Here is an 18,361-nt window from a genome sequence, read left to right on the forward strand (position 1 = left end):
TCCAGGCCGTCCCGCACGCGGAGCCCCCAGGCTTCAGCCGATACCCGCCTGCTGTGCAGAAACCACCGCCGACCCGTGATTGACACCGTGGGACTCGGGGACATCCCGCCGATCGTGGGACGGGGCCATCCTGACGCCCACCGTATTCGAGTGGTCCATCGACCCCGAGTGCTCGCTCGGCCGCTGACGCGCGGGCAGCACGAAGGGGCAGGGGTTGCGTGGTTCCCGCCTCCTCGCGCGCGTGGTACTTGCTCAGCCCAGGAGTTGCGCCAACAGTGTTTCGATGCGGCCCTTGATCTCGTCGCGGATGGGCCGCACTGACTCGATGCCCTGCCCTGCCGGGTCGTCGAGCTTCCAGTCCTCGTACCGCTTGCCCGGGAAGAACGGGCATGCGTCGCCGCAGCCCATCGTGATCACGACGTCGGAGGCTTGCACCGCCTCGGTGGTGAGCACCTTCGGCTGCTCTGCGGTGATGTCGATGCCGACCTCGTGCATCGCCTCGACGGCGACGGGGTTGATCTGGTCGGCGGGCATCGACCCGGCGGAGCGGACGTCGACACGGTCGCCGGCGAGCTCCCGGAGCCAGCCGGCTGCCATCTGGGAGCGACCGGCGTTGTGGACGCAGACGAAGAGGACGGAGGGTTTCTGGTCGGTCATGGCTGGTTCCTTCAATCAGTGAGCGTGGCGAGGAGCTCGCGGACGCGGCTCTCGATGTCATGGTGGATCGCGGCGACGCCCTCGGGCGAGGCCAGTGCGGGGTCACCTACGGCCCAGTCCTCGTAGCGGACGCCGGGGATGATCGGGCAGACGTCGCCGCAGCCCATCGTGACCACCACGTCCGCGGCGCGCACCGCGTCATCGGTCAATGGCTTCGGGAAGGCTGAGTCAGCCTCCTGCGCGCCGTCGATCTCGACGAGCAGCGACCTCACGTGCGGGTGCACATCCACCGCGGGCGTCGACCCGGCGGAGCGGGCGACGACCTTGCCCCCGGCGAGCTGGTTCACGATTGCCGCGGCGAGCTGAGATCGGCCGGCGTTCGCGACGCACACGAACAGCACCTGCGGCACTCCCGCGCTGCGGTCACGAGTCAGATCAGCCAGGCGCTGCCGGGCGAACCGTTCGATGAGCGCGATCATGTGCTGCGTCAGCTTCCCCGACCGCACCAGGCCCGCGGAGGACTCGCGCACGATCGCCACCACCAGGTCCCGGTTCAGGCATGTCAGCTCGTCCGCGAGCTCGTCCGCCAGTCGGGTCACGCGCGCGTCCATCGTCCGCAGCGCTTCGACCCGCTCGGCGTCATCCTCCACCGTGTCGAGCGTCGCCGCAGGGGCGAACGCATCCAGGAGCGCGGTGACCGCTCCGCGACGGGCCGGTGCGATGCGGTAGTACACCCAGGTGCCGCGGCGCTCCGAGAGCAGCATGCCGGTCTCCTTGAGCACCTTCAGATGGTGGGAGATCGTCGGCTGCGACACCTCGGAGAGCTCGGCGAGATCGCACACGCACGCCTCACCCCGCGGGTCGGTCGCGATGGCGGAGAGCATCCGCAGCCGCAGTGGGTCGGCGATCGCCTTCAACGCGCCGGCGACTGTCGTCGCTGCACCGACGCCCATCGCATGGCTCGCGGTCGGCACGCAGGCCTCGAGGGTCGTGCTCATGATGCGATCCGTTCGTGGGGGTCGGTGTGGAACCAGGCGCGGGCGGCCCAGAGCGATACGTAGACGAGGCCGACGAGCACGGGCACCTCGATCAGGGGACCGACGACTCCGGCGAGGGCCTGCCCGGAGGCCGCGCCGAAGGTGCCGATCGCGACGGCGATGGCGAGCTCGAAGTTGTTGCCCGCCGCGGTGAACGCGAGCGTCGTCGACCGTGCGTAACCGAGGCCCAGACCCTTGCCGAGCAGCAGACCCGTGAACCACATCAGACCGAAGTAGACCAGCAGCGGCAGCGCGATGCGCGCCACGTCGAGGGGCTTCGCCAGCACCGCGTCGCCCTGCAGCGCGAACAGCAGCACGATCGTGAACAGCAGCCCGTACAGCGTCCATGGTCCGACCGTGGGGAGGAACTTCTCCTCATACCAGGCGCGGCCACGGCGCTTCTCGCCCATCCATCGCGATGCGAAGCCCGCCACCAGCGGCACACCGAGGAAGACGAGCACATTCAGCGCGATCTGCCAGACGGAGACCTCCAGGCCCTGCACGTTCAGGCCCAGCCAGCCGGGCAGCACCGTGAGATAGAACCACCCCAGCACCGAGAACATCACGACCTGGAAGACCGAGTTGATCGCGACGAGCACGGCCGTAGCTTCGCGGTCGCCGCAGGCCAGGTCATTCCAGATCACGACCATCGCGATGCACCGCGCCAGGCCGACGACGATCAGCCCCGTCCGGTACTCCGGCAGGTCTGGCAGGAACAGCCAGGCCAGGGCGAACATCACCGCGGGGCCCGCCAGCCAGTTCAGCGCCAGCGACGAGACCAGCAGCTTCTTGTCCCCGGTGACGGCCGCGACCCTGTCGTAGCGCACCTTCGCGAGCACCGGATACATCATCACCAGCAGGCCCAGCCCGATGGGGACCGAGATCCCTCCGATCTCCATCGCGGACAGCGCGCCGGAGAGCGCCGGTACGAACCGGCCCAGGAGCAGGCCCGCGACCATGGCGAGACCGATCCACAGCGGCAGCCACCGGTCGAGCGGGGAGAGCCGCTTCGAGGCGGTATGGGACAGGGTGTCGGTCATGCGAGCAGTTCCTCGATCTTCGCCGCGTGGATGGGCTTTGGGTGCGCGCCGATCAGCACGTCCACGCGCTTCCCGTGCCAGGAGAAGCTGAGAGTCGGGATCGAGGTATAGCGTCGGTCAGCGTGGGTTGATTCGACATGCTTCTATATTGAAGTTCTTCTATTCAGCCTGCAACCTCAGGCCGGACGCGTCATCGAACGTTCACTCTCGTGCGGGTGCCGAGTCCCGCCTCGCAGAACGCTTCAGCCGACGATGTCGGCGTCGGCGGTAAGCGTGCGTGTCAGAGATTGATGGCGACCACGGTGATGAGCGTCACGATGACGACGATCGCGAGGCCGGCACCGCAGCCGATTGCCAGCAGCGGGCCGTAGCCCAGACGTGAGGTCTGCGCGCCGGACTGCTGGGCCGCGGCGATGAACTCAGGACCGCCGCGCCGCTGGAACGCGTAGGCGCTGCCGGCCACGTTGACCCCACGGGCGAGGTCGACGCCCATCTCGAATCGCGGTTTGTCCAGGATGTCGGCCATTCCACCGGCGATGCCGTACTGAATGCTCCTGCGGACGGTGCGCGGGTTTGCGAGCAGCGGGTAACTCTGACCGCGGACGACCAGCGTGATGCGCTGAGCGGCGGACTTCACCGTCACTTCGTGGGCGGGCACGCTGAAGTGCTGCCTCCAGCCCGACGGGGAAGCCACCCAGAGCGACACGAAACCATCGGCGATGATGGCTCTCGCCGGCACGTACTGGCCGGTGGCGTTGTCGCCCAGTGCCGCATCGAACTGCGCGTAGGGTGCGTGGTTGGGAAAGCTCATGATCGTCCCACACTACGACAGGCGCTGATGAGCTTCGACGACCACGCCCACAGAGGGAGAGACGCCGCCCGAATCGAACCCGGGCGGCGTCTTTCCATCGTGCTCTGACCGCTTACAGTGTCTTCGTGTCGATGACGAAGCGGTAGCGGACGTCAGCGGAGAGCACGCGCTCCCAGGCGTCGTTGATCTGATCGGCGGAGACCAGCTCGGTCTCGGGGTGGATGCCGTTCTCGGCGCAGAAGTCGAGCATCTCCTGGATCTCGGTGATGCTGCCCGTCGTGGAGCCCGCGAGCGAGCGGCGCGCCGGGATGAGAGAGAAGGCCGGGACGCTGAACGGCTCGGCCGGAGCGCCGACGACCACCAGCGTCCCGTCCACATCGAGCAGGGCGAGGTAGGCCCGGATGTCGATGCCCGCCGATACGGTGTTGATGATCAGATCGAGGCCACCGCGCAGTTCGCGCATCGCCTCGCGGTCGGTTGTGTCGACGTAGCGGTGTGCACCGAAGTCGAGAGCGTCGTCGCGCTTCGCGGTTCCGCGGGAGAGGACGGTGACGTCGGCACCGAGCGCGGCGGCGAACTTCACGCCCATGTGCCCGAGCCCGCCCATGCCGACGACGCCTACCCGCGTACCGGGACCGACGTTCCAGTGACGCAGCGGCGAATAGGTGGTGATGCCGGCGCACAACAGAGGCGCGGTCTTCGCGGGATCGAGGCCGGCGGGGATTGCGAGCACGTAGTCCTCGTTCGTGACAACCGCCTGCGAGTACCCGCCCTGAGTGATCGTGCCGTCTGCGGGATCGATGCTGTTGTAGGTCTGGGTGTTTCCGTTGAGGCAGTACTGGTCATGTCCCTGCTGACACTGCGCGCACTCGCCGCACGAGTTGGACTGGCACCCGACACCCACCAGGTCGCCGACACGGTGACGCGTGACGGCGCTGCCCACCGCCGCCACATGGCCGACGATCTCGTGCCCCACGACCTGCGGATAGGTGATGGGACCCCAGTCGCCGCGGATGGTGTGGATATCGGAGTGACAGATTCCGGCGTAATCGATGTCGATGAGCACATCATGCGGGCCGACCTCGCGGCGCTCGATGGTCAGTGCAACGAGAGGGCTGGTGGCATCGAGCGCACCATAGGCCTTCACTGTGGTTGTCGTCATGACTCCATTCTTCTGCCACCGCACCGCTTTGTGGCCAACGCGGTGCGAAGAGCCGCCCGTGATCGCGGTGAAAGGGCGAAAACACACCCCGCAGCCGTCTCCGCGGTGTGTTTTCAATCTTCCACCGGCGCTGCTCGACCGGAGCCGCGCGATCAGCTTCGGGGGAGTGGAACGGTAAGCGTGGCGAACCAGTCCCGAATGGCCTGTCGCTCGCCATCACCGCAGACGTAGCCGTACCCGACGGTCGTGTTGTCGTACCACAGCGACCACTGGTCGAAGTAAGCCAGGGAGTAGCAATCGGCCATCTTCTCGCGGCTTCCTTCGAAGTACCCCTCGGCAAGAAGGCGGTCGCTCTCCCCGCTGTAGTTCTCGTGCCGATACGCATCGGCGCCCTGGTAGACATGCGCCAGTTCGTGCACCGTGACCATCTGAACCATCCACTCGTTCGCGAATTGGTCGCCGGGCATCAGATGAACCGTGAGCAGATCGTCGCCGTTCACGCATCCGAGGGTGCGCCACTCGTCCGTGATGGTGAGCGCGCAAGCATCGGCGGCATCCCACCGGATATCGATGAACCCGTTACCGGCGCGGTCCACGAGGTCTTCGGCGATCGTGCCGCTGTCGTTATTGCGCCGCCCGGCTGCCGCATCGACGCGCTGCTGCAGGTCCTTCCGCTGCTGTGCGGCCTGCGCAACCAGGGACGCCGCATCGACACTGGTGAGGGCAGGATCCGCCGCCTGCCGCTCCAATCGGTGGAAGTCGTTGGGGCGAGCGACGAGTGCCGCGACCGGGTTGCCGTCGACGGCGGGATACAGAGCGTAGTACGCGTCGCGCTCGGCGGCGAAGGCCGCCAGCTGCTGCGCCAGCGCAGCGGCTTCCGGATCGATCGTCGGGGTAGGCGTGGGTGTGGGATTCGGTGGCGTCGTGATCACCGGGGCAGCGCTCGGACGCGAACCCGTGGCAGAGATCGCGCCACCCAGTCCGCTCAGCACGACGACGAGCGCGATCACGACTCCGATGACGCCGAGACAGCCGCACCCGGCGAACCAGCATCCCCGCCGGGAGCGCGGGGGCGGTGCGGGATATCCCGCCAGACCCGGAGGCGGCGCGTAGGGCCCGCGCGGGGCGAATGGCGCGGACGGCGCGATCCGCCGCGGCACATACGGGGGAGTGCGCGAAGCCTGGCGCCCGGACGGCCGAGCCGGACCGGGCGTGCCTGGAACCCGGGTGCCCGGGACTCCTGTGCCCGGAACTCCTGTGCCCGCAACCGGCGTGTTCGAGAAGGGCGTGCGCGGAACTCCTGTGCCTGGACCGCCTCTGCTTGGAACCGGTGTGCCCGGCCCGTGCGCGGGCGACACGGGTGCGGCAGGACCACGGCGGTGGGCACCAGGTGCGTCCGACTCCTGCGCGAGACCGGGGCGTGACACTGCTGCCGGGTTCACGGACGCGATCCACTGACGCAACGGCGGATGCGTCGCGGGGTTGCGCACGATGATCGTGTGCAGATCCCAGCGACGCGTCGCGATGTTCGCGAGCTGTTGCGGCGGCGTCCGCGGATCCTCCGCGGCGCGCCGATCGTGATCAGCCGTCATACTTCCCCCTTCCCACATGCTACGACGACGCCCGCTCCAGGGACCAGCGACGGAGCGCCACGGCCGGCCCGGAGCGCATCGCTATGCTGAGGCCATGAAGGGTTGGGGTCGTCGCGTCCTGCTCGTGCTGTTCTGGATCAGTGCAGGAGCGCTTGTTGCCAGTGGCATCTCGCTTGCGCTCGGCGAGGGCCTGGGGACAATAGCGCCCTTCGTGGTGGGGATAATCGGTATCAGCTTCATCGGCCCGCTGGCGCTCATCGCGGGCGCCAAGACGACAGCAGGGCTGAGTATCGCGGAGGCCATGAAGGCGAAGCCTGGGGAACCCGCCCCCGCCGACGCACCGCGGATGATCGGACGAATCGAGTCCCTGCGCGAGGCGGGCGTCACCGTGCGGAACTTCCACCATCTGTTCGAGATCGTGGTGACGACCTTCCCGCGCACGGGGCGGCCGAAGCGGGAGACGATCTCCCAGTTCATCACCCTGGGTGACCTGCCGAATCTGGCGAACGGAACGTATGTGGTCATCGCGGCCTCAGAATCGCGGCTCGTCATTGATCTGAGTCCCGGCCCGCAGTGGGCGGACGCCCTGCGAGCCGCACCGCAGCAGTACGGACGCATGCCCGCGGCGGCCGAAGAGCCTTCGACGCCCGTCACGGTGACGATCCCCGATGCCCGACTCATGAAACCGGCGCGTCGCGCCCTCAACATCACCATCGTCCTGGTCTGTGTGGTGACCGGCGCGACCGGATCTCTCCTCTACGCGTTCAACGGCGCCGACCGACTGAGCGCAACCGTCGGCGAGCTGCCCGCGCGGTGGTCGGGACAGGTTCACGGGCTGTGGGATTCCGCTCGCCTGCCTCTGGATCTAGCTGACCTGCAGGATCAGATCGGCGATCGCGAACTCGAGCACCTCATCGTCTTCGCCGACTTCATCTCCCTGGGTGTGCACAGTGAATCCGATCCGATCGGAATTGACACGTATGCGCTGCGCAATGGGCGGCTGGATGAGCCCTGGGCGTCCACAGCGAGCGACTACGCCCAGCCGTTCACTGTCGCGGACATCGACGCGGCACTCGTTCGGGACGTGACCCAGCGCATTTACCGAGAGACGCCGGGTGCCGAGATCAGCGATGTGTACGTGCGCAAGTCCAACGGGCTTTTCCAATTGAGCGTTTCGATCGAGGGGAAGTACGAGGACACGTCACGCGTGTTCGACGCGACGACAGGCGAAGAGATCCCGCAGGACTGAGCCCGTCGTCGCGTCGGTCACGGCGTCAGCCGCTTCTGCCAGGCACCGATGTAGCCGGCGGGAACGAAGCCGAGCTCCTCATTGATGGAGAGCATCGGTCGATTCTCCTCGGCATTCCAGGTGAGGATCCGTGTCGACTTAGGGTTGCGCTCCCGCCACCGGAGGATGCCGGCGGTCTTCACGAGCATGCCGAGGCGGTGCCCGCGGTGCTCACCGTGCACCAGGGTGTCGCCCTGGAACGTCGTGCTGGCCGGATCCGACATCTCGCGAGCAAGCACGTTGAACGCGACGAGCTCGCCGGATGCGATGTGCCGCGCCACGGTGATCTGCGTGTGATCGCCGGAGGCGGCTCGGCGCTCGTCGCGCTGAATGACGCGCTCGGCGGTCCACTTCTCCGGGACGAGTTCCAGCGCGGCCGTCGGGATGTCAGTGGACATCCGCTCGTACAGCCGAGCCATCGGCTCGAGATACTCCGCCGGAGTGGCGTCATCCCAGGCCAGCACCTCGTAGCCCTCAGCCGCTGCGGCGGCTCGTCCCTGATGCTCGCGTACCGGTGAGAGATCTGCGGTCAGATCGAACGTGCTCTTACGCTCCACCTGCTCGAAGCTCCAGCCGCGGCCCGCGAGGAAACGCGCGATGTGATCTTCCGGGATCGTTCCGAACCCGGTCGGCGGTGACAGCCGCGGTAGGGCCGGATCCGGAAGATGCTCAGCCTCGCCGATCAGCGTGAGTCGGCCGAGGCTGCGCGCCTCGTCCTCGATCACCCGCAGCGCGAGGGTTCCGATTCCCTTGCTCTCGTACTCGGGCAGCACCAGGATCTCCGCGTAGGAGGACGTGGCTCCCTCCTCCAACGGGGCATGCATGCGGGCGATGCCCACCGGGCGACCACCCAGCTCGCACAGCCAGAGGCGGTGGAGCTGGGTGGTGCCGGTGAACTCCTGGAGGAACGCCGCGGCAGTGGGGTCCTCCTCACTCGTTCCGGAGGGAATCGAGTACACCGTGTTGCGAAGCGCGGTCGCGGCTTCGATGTCGGCCGTGACCGTGGTGTCGTCCGGTGCGATGGGAATCTGTCGGATGGTGGTCATGTCTACTCCTTATCGGATGATCGAGCCGAAGACGATGGCGCGCTGGACGCTCAGTTCGTGCTGCTCGCGGACAGTGTCGCGATCCTCGCCAGGGCGGCGAGTGACCTTCGGCCGCTCGGCACGCAGAATCAGCCAGAGACCGATCCGCAGCGTGATCCGGTCGAACAGGCCGAGACGAGCCAGGCGCTGCGGCGTCGGCAGCTGTTGAGGGGGGTGGGTCAGGCCCTGAGGCCTGGTGAGAACAGTGTTCACGATGGTGACCTTCGTTAGATATGCGCGCGGCGCGTGCCGAAGCGCGATGCATGAGGATGCGGGTGAGTCGATGACTCGACGGGCGGCGAGGAGCCGGACACCGCGATCGGGCGTCGCACGGGCGGCGTCTCGAAAGACGGCGCACCAGAGGATGCGTAGATCGACGCGATGTCGGAAGGGGCGAACGGAGGAGCGGTGCTCTACTCCGGGCTGGCGCTGCTACGCCCCGACGTGACCGGGATCACGACGAAGGGATGCGTTGATTCCTGCAGCGCAGCGAGCAAAGTCACCTGCAGTGGCGGGACGGTTCTTCATGAACATGGCATCCTCCTTTCGTCGTTCGGGTAGCGACGCTAGCGCGAAATCGCGAACGAAGTCAACATTCCGGGCGTGTCGCGGCGTGTCGCGCCTCCCCAGCCGTCGTGCGGGCATCCGGTAACGTGGGCAGGTAAGTCAACGGCCAGGAGGGCACGGATGCACCTGAAGAGCCTCACGCTCAAGGGGTTCAAGTCGTTCGCCCAACCCACCACCTTCGCCCTCGAGCCGGGGGTCACCGCCATCGTCGGTCCGAACGGCTCCGGAAAATCCAACGTGGTCGACGCTCTCGCCTGGGTCATGGGGGAGCAGGGTGCGAAGACCCTCCGCGGCGGGAAGATGGAGGACGTCATCTTCGCCGGCACCTCCACGCGCGGCCCACTGGGGCGCGCGGAAGTGGCCCTCACTATCGACAACGCGGATGGCGCGCTGCCGATCGAGTACAGCGAGGTCACCATCTCTCGCACGCTGTTTCGCAACGGCAGCAGCGAATACGCGATCAACGGTGAGTCCGTGCGGCTGCTGGATGTGCAGGAGCTGCTGAGCGATTCCGGTCTCGGCCGAGAGATGCACGTGATCGTCGGGCAGGGGCGGCTCGACACCGTCCTGCAGGCGACGCCCGAAGATCGGCGCGGGTTCATCGAGGAGGCCGCGGGAATCCTGAAGCATCGTCGCCGCAAGGAGAAGACCCTCCGCAAACTCGACGCGATGGAGGCGAACCTGACGCGGCTCAGCGATCTCGCGGGTGAGATCCGTCGGCAATTGAAGCCGCTCGGGAAGCAGGCGGAGATCGCGCGCGAGGCCGCGACGATCGCCGCCGTCGTGCGTGACGCGAAGGCACGACTGTTCGCCGACGATCTGGTGACCTTGCGCACCGCACTGGCTGACGCGGCGCGTAACGAGCAGGAGCGTCACGCCGAGCGCGCGCTGCTGCAGGATCAGGCCGCGGGCTTGCGCGCTCGAATGGATGTGCTGGAGAAGCAGCAGAGCACCGTCGAGGTCGACGCCGCTCGCAGCGTGCTGTTCGGTCTTGAGCAGGCGCAGGAACGGCTGCGGAGTCTGTTCACTCTCGCGAATCAGCGGCTGGCGCTGCTGGGATCCGATGACGATGTGCAGCCGGGTGTGACTGTCACGCAGACAGACATCGACGAGGCACGATCGCAGATCGACGAGATCGCGGCGGGCCTGGGCGATGCCCGCGATGCTGCGACCGCAGCCGCTGCTGAGGTCGTCCGGGCGCGCGGAGAGCTGGACGCGCTCGACCTGGAGATCGCCGAGCAGAGCGCCCTGGTCAGTGAGCACGATATGCGGATCACCAAGCTCCGTGGCCAGGCGGAGGCAGCGGCTTCAGCCCTGGCCGCGGTGCGCGGGGCGGTGCTTCGTCAGCAGAATGCCTGGGATGCTGCCGATGCTCGTCGGATCGAGGCGGTTGAGGCCGCCGAGCTGCTGGCCGATCAGGAGGCACCCGACGGAACGACGGCGTCTCACACGGAGACGTACGAGCGCGCACAGCGTGAGGTCACCGCCGCCGAGAGTGAAGTCGAGGGCATTCGTGAGCGCCTGCACGCGGCGGAGCGCGAGGCTGAAGCGCTGACCGCGAAATCGTCCGCCCTGAGCTCCGCGCTCGCCGCGCGCAATGCCGCCGGCGGGCTGGCGGAGTCTGCGGGGGAGGGTGTTCGCGGGTTGGTATCCGACGCCATCAGCGTCACCGCCGGCTACGAGTCGGCCGTGGCCGCCGTTCTGGGACCTCTCGCCGAGGGCCTTCTGGTCGAATCTCGAACCGACGCTCTGCGGGTGGCGGAATCCGTGCGCGCTGATGATCTCGGTGTTGTGGACATCGCCATCGCTGATGCTGCGGTGCCCGCCGCGGATCTGCCCACTGTGCCCGCAACAGTGCCGGCCACCGCCGTTGTCACCGCACCCGCGGGAATTCTCGGAGTTCTGCGCAGCGTCCTCATCGCCGACGATCTGGACGCCGCCGTGGCCGCAGCACCAGCCCTCGCCGATCTCGACCTGCCGGTCACGATCGTCACCCGTGCCGGCGAGGTGTGGACGCCGTTCACCCTCCGTGCCGGCTCGGGTCAGACGAGCCGGCTGGAGCTCGCCGCCGAACGTGACGCTGCCGTGGAACGCCTCGCCGAGGTCCGCGTGATCGTCGACAGCCTCAGCGACGCACGAGAAGACGCCCTCGATGTCCTGGAGCGTGCACGACGAGCTTCGCGTGATGCGCTGCAGACGCTGCGGGAGTTCGACGCCGCCGTCGCCGCCCACGCGGAGCGGGTCAGCAAGATCACGTCGCGGCTGGAGTCCGCGGCCGCCGAGACCGAGCGCCTGGCGGCTGGTCTCGCTCAGGCGCAGGCTGCGGTCGCAGACGCGGAGGCGAAGTCGGTCGCAGCCACCGCGGAGCTCACCCGTGCGCTGGAGGTTCCGCGTCCTATTCTCGACGCCTCGGCGCGGGATGGGCTCTTGGCGGTGCTGGACGCTGCGCGCGAGACCGAGGTGCGAACACGACTGGAGATCGAGACCCTGCGCGAGCGCGTGCGATCCGCCGAGACGCGCGCTGTGGGGCTGGAGCGCCAGCGCGAGAAGGAGCGGGAGGCTGCCGCGGAAGCAGCTCGGCGCGCTGTCATCCGTCGCGCACAGCGTCAGGCCGCACAGGGCGTGATCGACGAGCTTCCGGAGGTGCTGTCCTCGGTGGACCGATCGGTCTCTGAGGCGCGGGTCGCGCTCGCCGAGGCGGAGGCCGCGCGTGCGGCACAGTCACAGGAGCTCATCGAGATCCGCACGCAGGACGAGGGTGTCCGAGAGCGTCTGAGCGCCCTGACCGAGAGCGTCCACTCCCTGGAGCTGCAGATGCACGAGAAGCGCCTGCACGTCACGAGCCTGCTGGAGCGAGTGCAGAGCGAGCTGGGTCTGGACGAGGATGTGCTGGTCGCCGAATACGGTCCTGAGCAGCTGATGCCCGATGAGTCGGACGAGACGGCCGAGCCCGTGTCGTTCGAGCGGCGTGCTCAGCAGAAGCGGCTCCAGGAGGCGGAGCGGAAGCTGACCCAGCTGGGGCGGGTGAACCCGCTCGCGCTGGAGGAGTTCGCGGCGCTCGAGCAACGCCACAAGTTCCTCACCGAGCAGCTGCACGACCTCACCCAGACACGCGCCGATCTGATGACGATCATCGCGGAGCTCGATGAGCGCATGCAGACCATCTTCGCGAGTGCCTTCGAGGACACCCGTGTCGCGTTCGACGAGGTGTTCCCGATTCTGTTCCCCGGGGGCTCCGGATCGATCACCCTCACCAATCCGACCGACATGCTCACCACCGGCATCGAGGTGTCCGTGCGTCCCGTCGGGAAGAAGATCGAGCGGCTGTCACTGCTGTCCGGCGGTGAGCGTTCACTGGCCGCCGTGGCTCTGCTCACCGCCATCTTCATGGCCCGACCCAGCCCGTTCTACATCCTGGACGAGGTGGAGGCGGCCCTGGATGACGCGAACCTGGGACGACTGCTCGGGGTGTTCGAACGGCTGCGCGAGTCCAGTCAGCTCATCGTCATCACGCACCAGAAGCGCACGATGGAGATCGCCGATGCGCTCTATGGCGTCTCGATGCGCCAGGACGGTGTGTCCGCGGTTGTTGGTCAGCGGGTGGGCGACCGCGCGGCACGCGTGTAGGCGCGTCAGCGAGCGGACCGGTCGGTAGGCTGGGGGCATGGCTGAAAAGTGGTCCCTGGGTCGTGCGCTGCGCGGCATCTTCGTCAAGCCGACGATCGATGAGACGACGTGGGAGGACATGGAGACGGCGCTCATCACCGCCGACTTCGGTCCGGACATCACCGAGCGGATCATCGACGAGCTCCGTGAGAAGGTGGAGCGGTTCCGCACCACGGACCCGAAAGACCTGCAGCGCATGCTGGTGGAGACGCTGGAGGAGCACTTCGCCAAGTTCGACACCACCCTCAAGCTCACGGAGCGTCCGGCGATCGTGCTGGTGGTCGGCGTGAACGGCGTGGGCAAGACCACCACCATCGGCAAGTTCGCGCACTTCCTGCGTCGCTATGGCCGCTCCATCGTGGTCGGTGCGGCGGACACGTTCCGCGCCGCCGCCGTCGAGCAGCTCGCCACCTGGGCCGAGCGCGGGGGAGCGGCCATCGTCCGTCCGCAGCAGGAGGGTCAGGATCCCGCCTCCGTCGCGTTCCAGACCATCCAGTACGCGCAGCAGACCGGCACGGAGATCGTGCTGATCGACACCGCGGGTCGCCTGCACACCAAGGGCGGCCTGATGGACGAGCTCGGCAAGATCAAGCGCGTGGTCGAGAAGCTGGCCCCCATCAGCGAGGTCCTTCTCGTCCTGGACGCCACGACGGGCCAGAACGGCGTGATGCAGGCGGAGTCGTTCCTGGAGCACGCCGGTGTCACGGGTCTCGTGCTGACCAAGCTCGACGGCTCCGCGAAGGGCGGCTTCGTGCTCGCCGTGCAGGAGCGCACTGGCATCCCGGTGAAGCTCCTCGGCCAGGGCGAGGGAATCGGCGATCTCACCGGCTTCACGCCGCACGTGTTCGCCGAACAGCTCGTTTCCTAATCCGGTCGTCAGTGCGATTTCGCACCGGCTGCATGACGACGTTCGGCTCGTGGCGACTTCCCTCGCCCCGCGGAGACTGATTACATAGGCGTATGGCGATCGAACACGACTTCTTCGGATTGCTCGAATCGGGCCCCGACGGCTCGATCTTCTGGTCGGAGACGGTGGAATTCGGCGACCAGTCCGTCACCGTGGACCTCACCGCTCCGGACGAGAACGACGTCGCCCCGGACGCACTCAACATCGCCGCCGCGATGATCACCGGGCTCGAGCATCTCGACCTGCGGTGTCGTGAGGCGATGGTGGGCCAGCTGGGGGATCGCACCAGCGAAGTGACCGAGTACGTGATCTCGCAGGAGGAGACCCTGGGCGATGATCTGGAGGACTACCTGACGGACGTCTCGGGTGATACAGCCATTGACATCATCAAGGCGCTGCGCCTGATGAGCGTCACGATCCTCGCCGACGAGCACGGCGGCACCGATCCGTTCGCGGTCCTCGAGTATGCGCTGGATGCCGATTCCACGGATGACGTGCTGCTGGTCAACCTCGCGTCGGATGCCTCGGTGCTCTCGGTGACATCCGCGGACTGATCCCGCGAACACAGACGCCGCCGCCCGGTGCTTCGGGCGGCGGCGTCGTTATGACACGGCGTCGTTATGACACGGCGTCGTTTTCACACGGCGCTGTTTCACACGGCCTGCGCGAACTCGTCCGCGTCGGCTAAATGGAGCAGCTGCTCCGGGATGTCGCGCCCCTTCGAGACCATCGAGCGCGCCCACAGCCGACCCGCACGGTACGAGGAGCGCACCAGCGGACCGGCCAGGACTCCGAGGAACCCGATCTCCTCGGCTTCCTCGCGAAACGCCACGAAGCGCTCCGGCTTGACCCAGCGATTGACCGGAAGGTGGCGCGGGGATGGGCGCAGATACTGGGTGATGGTCAGGATGTCGCAACCGGCGTCATGCAGGTCGCGCATCGCCTGGCTGACCTCGTCGTCGGTCTCGCCCATGCCCAGGATGAGGTTGGACTTGGTGATCAGTCCCGCCGCCCGCGCGCGCGTCAGGACGCCCAGCGAACGGTCGTAGCGGAACGCCGGTCGGATGCGCTTGAACACGCGCGGCACCGTCTCCACATTGTGGGCGAACACCTCGGGGCGCGACGCGAACACCTCGTCGAGGAGGTCGGGGCGCCCGGAGAAATCGGTGGCGAGGAGCTCGACCCCGGTGCCCGGATTGTCCCGGTGGATTCGGCGGACCGTCTCGGCGTTGAGCCAGGCGCCCTCATCGGGCAGGTCGTCGCGAGCGACGGAGGTGACCGTGGCGTAGCGCAGCTGCATCTTCGCCACGCTCTCCGCCACTCGTCGGGGTTCGTCGGTGTCGTACTCCGCGGGCTTGCCGGTCGCGATCTGGCAGAAGTCGCAGCGCCGCGTGCAGTCGGATCCGCCGATGAGGAAGGTGGCCTCGCGGTCCTCCCAGCACTCGTAGATGTTCGGACAGCCCGCCTCCTGGCAGACCGTGTGCAGTCCCTCGTCCTTCACCAGCGCGCGGAGCCCGAGGTATTCCGGCCCGGTCTTCGCCTTCGTGCGGATCCACTCCGGCTTGCGCTCGATCGGAGTCTCGGCGTTGCGGATCTCCAGACGCAGCAGCTTGCGTCCGTCGGGGCCATCGCGCTCATGCCGCCACCGCCGCTCGGAGGAGGTCGGGAACCACGTCGACATCGAAGGAAGCCAGAACGGGAGCGACGAGGTCGCGGACACCGATGCGCTCGCCCGTGAGCTGAGTCGCGCTGGTGACGCCGGCATCCGTGATCCCGCAGGGAATGATGTGGGCGAACCCGGCGAGATCGCAGTCCGCGTTGATCGCGAAGCCGTGCATGGTCACGCCGCGCTCCACGCGGACGCCGATAGCGGCCACCTTCGCGTCACGGCCGGCCTCCGTCACCCAGACGCCACTGCGGCCCGCGACCTGTCGACCGTCGATGCCGAACACACGCAGCGCGGCGATCAGGCGCCGCTCCAGTCCGCGCACGTGTTCGACGACGTCCACCGGATCGGGCAGGCGGACGATCGGGTAGCCCACGAGCTGACCCGGACCGTGCCACGTGATCTTGCCGCCGCGGTCCACGTCGATCACGGGCGTGCCGTCATCCGGGCGCTCCGAGAGTTCGGTGCGCTTGCCCGCGGTGTAGACCGCCTCATGTTCCAGCAGGATCAGCGTGTCGGGGCGCGTCCCATCGACCACGGCCGAGTGAATCTCCCGTTGTAGCTCCCAGCCCCGCGCATACGGAACGGCATCGGGGGCAAACCCTGCCACGTGCACGTCCATCTCGCCTCCTTGCTTCAATTGTTGTACGGCGTCCAATAATGCCATACGATTCGATCCGCATGACAACAGGGTGTCTCGGTACAGTGATCTGGTGAGTGTGGAGAGCAGGCAGGGCAGGCCTCGGGCGTCATCGCGGGAGACGCTTGCCGAAGCGGCGTGCGAGCTCTTCCTCGAGCGTGGATACGAGGCGACGAATGTGGCGGACATCACTGCCCGCGCCGGTGTCAGCCGCTCCAGCTTCTTCAACTACTTCGCCTCCAAGCACGATGTGCTGTGGGCCGGCATCGATGATGCGATCACCGCCCTGGAGTTGCGTGTGGGGGCCGCGCCCCGAGACGTTCTCGCCGCGCTGGCGGCGTTCTCGGACGGACTCGCGCCCGATTCGCTCGCGCTCGCGATTGCGAACGACGAGGCGATGGGTGCCGCGGCGGATCTTCAGCGCGAGAGCACTGCGCGTGCCGCTCGGATCGGCACGGCCGTCACCGGCGCCCTGCGGGCCGCAGGCTGGACGCCGCTGCGTGCACAGGTGATCGGCTCCGCCTATGGATCTGCCGTGCTCGCCGCGGTGGAGCGGTGGGCCCGTGACGGATCCGGACGCACCGCGCTGGCGGATCGGCTGGGGGAGGCGCTGGCATTCGTCGCCGCGATGCCGGGTGCGGCGACGATCCGCTGAGTCCTCGCGTAAACTCGTAGCATCATGGCTACTTTCGGCACGCTCTCAGATCGTCTCACCGAGACCTTCCGCAATCTGCGCACGAAGGGCAAGCTCACGCCCGCGGACGTGGATGGCACCGTTCGCGAGATCCGTCGCGCCCTCCTGGATGCGGACGTGGCGCTGGAGGTCGTGAAGGAGTTCACGGCCAAGGTGCGCGAGCGTGCCCTCGGTGATGAGGTAAACCGCGCGCTCAATCCCGCCCAGCAGGTCGTGCAGATCGTCAACGAGGAGCTCATCGGCATCCTCGGCGGTGAGCAGCGCCGGCTGCAGTTCGCGAAGACTGCTCCGACGGTCATCATGCTGGCCGGCCTGCAGGGTTCTGGAAAGACGACGTTTGCCGGAAAGCTGGCGAAGATGCTCGAGAAGGACGGCCACACGCCGCTTCTCGTGGCCGCCGACCTCCAGCGCCCCAACGCCGTGAATCAGCTCCAGGTGGTCGCCGAGCGTGCGGGCGCCACCATCTTCGCTCCGGAGCCCGGCAACGGCGTCGGCGACCCGGTGAAGGTGTCGCGTGACGGTGTGGAATATGCCCGCCGTCAGCAGCACGACGTGGTCATCGTCGACACGGCCGGACGCCTCGGTGTCGATGCCGAGCTGATGAAGCAGGCCGCCGACATCCGCCGGGAGATTCAGCCCGACGAGGTGCTGTTCGTCATCGACGCCATGATAGGTCAGGATGCGGTCAACACCGCCAAGGCATTCCAGGAGGGTGTCGACTTCACGGGTGTCGTGCTGTCGAAGCTCGATGGCGATGCTCGCGGTGGCGCCGCACTGTCGGTGGCATCGGTCACCGGTCGCCCCATCATCTTCGCCTCCACGGGCGAGGGTCTCGATGACGTCGAGGCCTTCCACCCGGACCGCATGGCCAGCCGTATCCTCGACCTCGGTGACATCCTCACCCTGATCGAGCAGGCACAGGCCACGTTCGACGAGGCCGAGGCGATGAAGGTCGCCGAGAAGCTGGCCACCGAGCAGTTCACTCTCGAGGACTTCCTTGAGCAGATGCAGCAGCTCAAGAAGATGGGCTCGATGAAGAAGATGCTCGGGATGCTCCCGGGCATGGGCTCCATGAAGCAGCAGCTCGATGACTTCGACGAGAGCGAGATCGGTCGCACCGAGGCCATCATCCGCTCGATGACGCCTGCCGAGCGCCGAAACACCAAGCTGCTCAACGGGTCGCGGCGCCTGCGCATCGCGCGGGGTTCCGGTATGACCGTGACCGACGTCAACCAGCTGGTACAGCGATTCGAGCAGGCCGCCAAGATGATGAAGACGGTCGCGCGTGGCGGCGTTCCCAACATCCCCGGCATGGGTCCGATTCCGGGTGGCAAGCCCGGCGCCTCGGCCAAGCGCGGGGGCAAGAAGGTCAAGGGTGGCGGCGTGCCGCGCTCCGGCAACCCGGCCAAGCGCGCCGCACAGCAGGCCGAGATCGCTGCGACTCCCGCAGCGCCGACGGGGTCGGGATTCGGCCTGGGCGGCAACAAGACCCCCAGCGCTGAGGACCTCGCCGAGCTGCAGAAGATGCTCGGCAACGGCTGACCTCCGC

The 18,361-nt window shown here is 67.5% G+C and carries 16 protein-coding genes and 1 pseudogene; 6 read left to right on the forward strand and 11 right to left on the reverse strand.

All coding sequences use genetic code 11. The annotated features are described in order from the left end of the window. Window positions 1-252: 252 nt before the first annotated feature. The 7 genes and pseudogenes from ACI3KU_RS05255 to ACI3KU_RS05285 form a co-directional block, all read right to left on the reverse strand. Window positions 253-657: an arsenate reductase ArsC gene (locus ACI3KU_RS05255; RefSeq protein WP_404921236.1), complete on the reverse strand. Its 405-nt coding sequence runs from the start codon at window positions 655-657 to the stop codon at window positions 253-255. An 11-nt stretch (window positions 658-668) separates the two neighbouring features. Beyond that, a complete protein-coding gene (locus ACI3KU_RS05260) occupies window positions 669-1,655 on the reverse strand; it encodes a metalloregulator ArsR/SmtB family transcription factor (RefSeq protein ID WP_404921237.1) in 987 nt (328 codons plus the stop codon). After that, on the reverse strand, window positions 1,652-2,734 hold the full coding sequence (gene arsB / locus ACI3KU_RS05265; protein ID WP_404921238.1) for an ACR3 family arsenite efflux transporter: 1,083 nt from the start codon (window positions 2,732-2,734) through the stop codon (window positions 1,652-1,654). Before arsB ends, ACI3KU_RS05260 begins: the two co-directional genes overlap by 4 nt. Next, window positions 2,731-2,841 (reverse strand): annotated as a pseudogene (locus tag ACI3KU_RS05270) (thiol reductase thioredoxin); the annotation flags it as partial. The gene arsB and the pseudogene ACI3KU_RS05270, both read right to left, overlap by 4 nt. A gap of 173 nt (window positions 2,842-3,014) precedes the next feature. Then, window positions 3,015-3,545 (reverse strand): hypothetical protein, encoded by a 531-nt coding sequence (locus tag ACI3KU_RS05275; RefSeq protein ID WP_404921239.1) that lies wholly within the window; start codon window positions 3,543-3,545, stop codon window positions 3,015-3,017. A gap of 112 nt (window positions 3,546-3,657) precedes the next feature. Further along, window positions 3,658-4,707: an NAD(P)-dependent alcohol dehydrogenase gene (locus ACI3KU_RS05280; protein ID WP_404921240.1), complete on the reverse strand. Its 1,050-nt coding sequence runs from the start codon at window positions 4,705-4,707 to the stop codon at window positions 3,658-3,660. 152 nt (window positions 4,708-4,859) lie between these two features. Continuing rightward, window positions 4,860-5,717, reverse strand: a complete 858-nt coding sequence (locus ACI3KU_RS05285; RefSeq protein ID WP_404921241.1) for a hypothetical protein — start codon at window positions 5,715-5,717, stop codon at window positions 4,860-4,862. A gap of 676 nt (window positions 5,718-6,393) precedes the next feature. On the opposite strand from ACI3KU_RS05285, the gene ACI3KU_RS05290 reads away from it, so the two are divergent. Then, entirely contained in the window at window positions 6,394-7,548 is a 1,155-nt protein-coding gene (locus tag ACI3KU_RS05290; protein WP_404921242.1) for a hypothetical protein, read from the forward strand. Window positions 7,549-7,565: 17 nt separating this feature from the next. On the opposite strand, the gene ACI3KU_RS05295 is transcribed toward ACI3KU_RS05290, so the two are convergent. Further along, window positions 7,566-8,633, reverse strand: a complete 1,068-nt coding sequence (locus ACI3KU_RS05295; protein WP_404921244.1) for a GNAT family N-acetyltransferase — start codon at window positions 8,631-8,633, stop codon at window positions 7,566-7,568. A gap of 9 nt (window positions 8,634-8,642) precedes the next feature. Continuing rightward, window positions 8,643-8,885, reverse strand: a complete 243-nt coding sequence (locus tag ACI3KU_RS05300; protein ID WP_404921245.1) for a hypothetical protein — start codon at window positions 8,883-8,885, stop codon at window positions 8,643-8,645. Between the two features lie 474 nt (window positions 8,886-9,359). Here ACI3KU_RS05300 and smc point away from each other — a divergent pair, with 474 nt between their 5' ends. The 3 genes from smc to ACI3KU_RS05315 all read left to right on the forward strand — a co-directional run bounded on the left by smc (window position 9,360) and on the right by ACI3KU_RS05315 (window position 14,366). Beyond that, a complete protein-coding gene (smc, locus tag ACI3KU_RS05305) occupies window positions 9,360-12,866 on the forward strand; it encodes a chromosome segregation protein SMC (RefSeq protein ID WP_404921246.1) in 3,507 nt (1,168 codons plus the stop codon). 37 nt (window positions 12,867-12,903) lie between these two features. After that, window positions 12,904-13,773 carry a signal recognition particle-docking protein FtsY gene (gene ftsY, locus ACI3KU_RS05310; RefSeq protein WP_404921247.1) on the forward strand — a complete coding sequence of 290 codons (870 nt, stop codon included), beginning with the start codon at window positions 12,904-12,906 and terminating at the stop codon, window positions 13,771-13,773. Window positions 13,774-13,865: 92 nt separating this feature from the next. Next, complete coding sequence (locus ACI3KU_RS05315) at window positions 13,866-14,366, forward strand: DUF2004 domain-containing protein (RefSeq protein WP_404921248.1); 501 nt, start codon at window positions 13,866-13,868, stop codon at window positions 14,364-14,366. A 98-nt stretch (window positions 14,367-14,464) separates the two neighbouring features. Here ACI3KU_RS05315 and lipA read toward each other — a convergent pair whose 3' ends face one another. Continuing rightward, a complete protein-coding gene (lipA, locus tag ACI3KU_RS05320) occupies window positions 14,465-15,493 on the reverse strand; it encodes a lipoyl synthase (protein WP_404921249.1) in 1,029 nt (342 codons plus the stop codon). Further along, window positions 15,447-16,100, reverse strand: coding sequence for a lipoyl(octanoyl) transferase LipB (gene lipB, locus ACI3KU_RS05325; RefSeq protein ID WP_404921250.1), 654 nt, complete (start codon window positions 16,098-16,100; stop codon window positions 15,447-15,449). Before lipB ends, lipA begins: the two co-directional genes overlap by 47 nt. A gap of 91 nt (window positions 16,101-16,191) precedes the next feature. On the opposite strand from lipB, the gene ACI3KU_RS05330 reads away from it, so the two are divergent. Both ACI3KU_RS05330 and ffh read left to right on the forward strand, forming a co-directional pair. After that, entirely contained in the window at window positions 16,192-16,773 is a 582-nt protein-coding gene (locus tag ACI3KU_RS05330; RefSeq protein ID WP_404921251.1) for a TetR/AcrR family transcriptional regulator, read from the forward strand. 24 nt (window positions 16,774-16,797) lie between these two features. Next, a complete protein-coding gene (gene ffh, locus ACI3KU_RS05335) occupies window positions 16,798-18,354 on the forward strand; it encodes a signal recognition particle protein (protein ID WP_404921252.1) in 1,557 nt (518 codons plus the stop codon). The last annotated feature ends 7 nt before the right edge of the window (window positions 18,355-18,361 follow it).

It is taken from the genome of Microbacterium sp. ZW T5_56 (assembly GCF_044987425.1).
Taxonomy (GTDB): Bacteria; Actinomycetota; Actinomycetes; order Actinomycetales; family Microbacteriaceae; genus Microbacterium.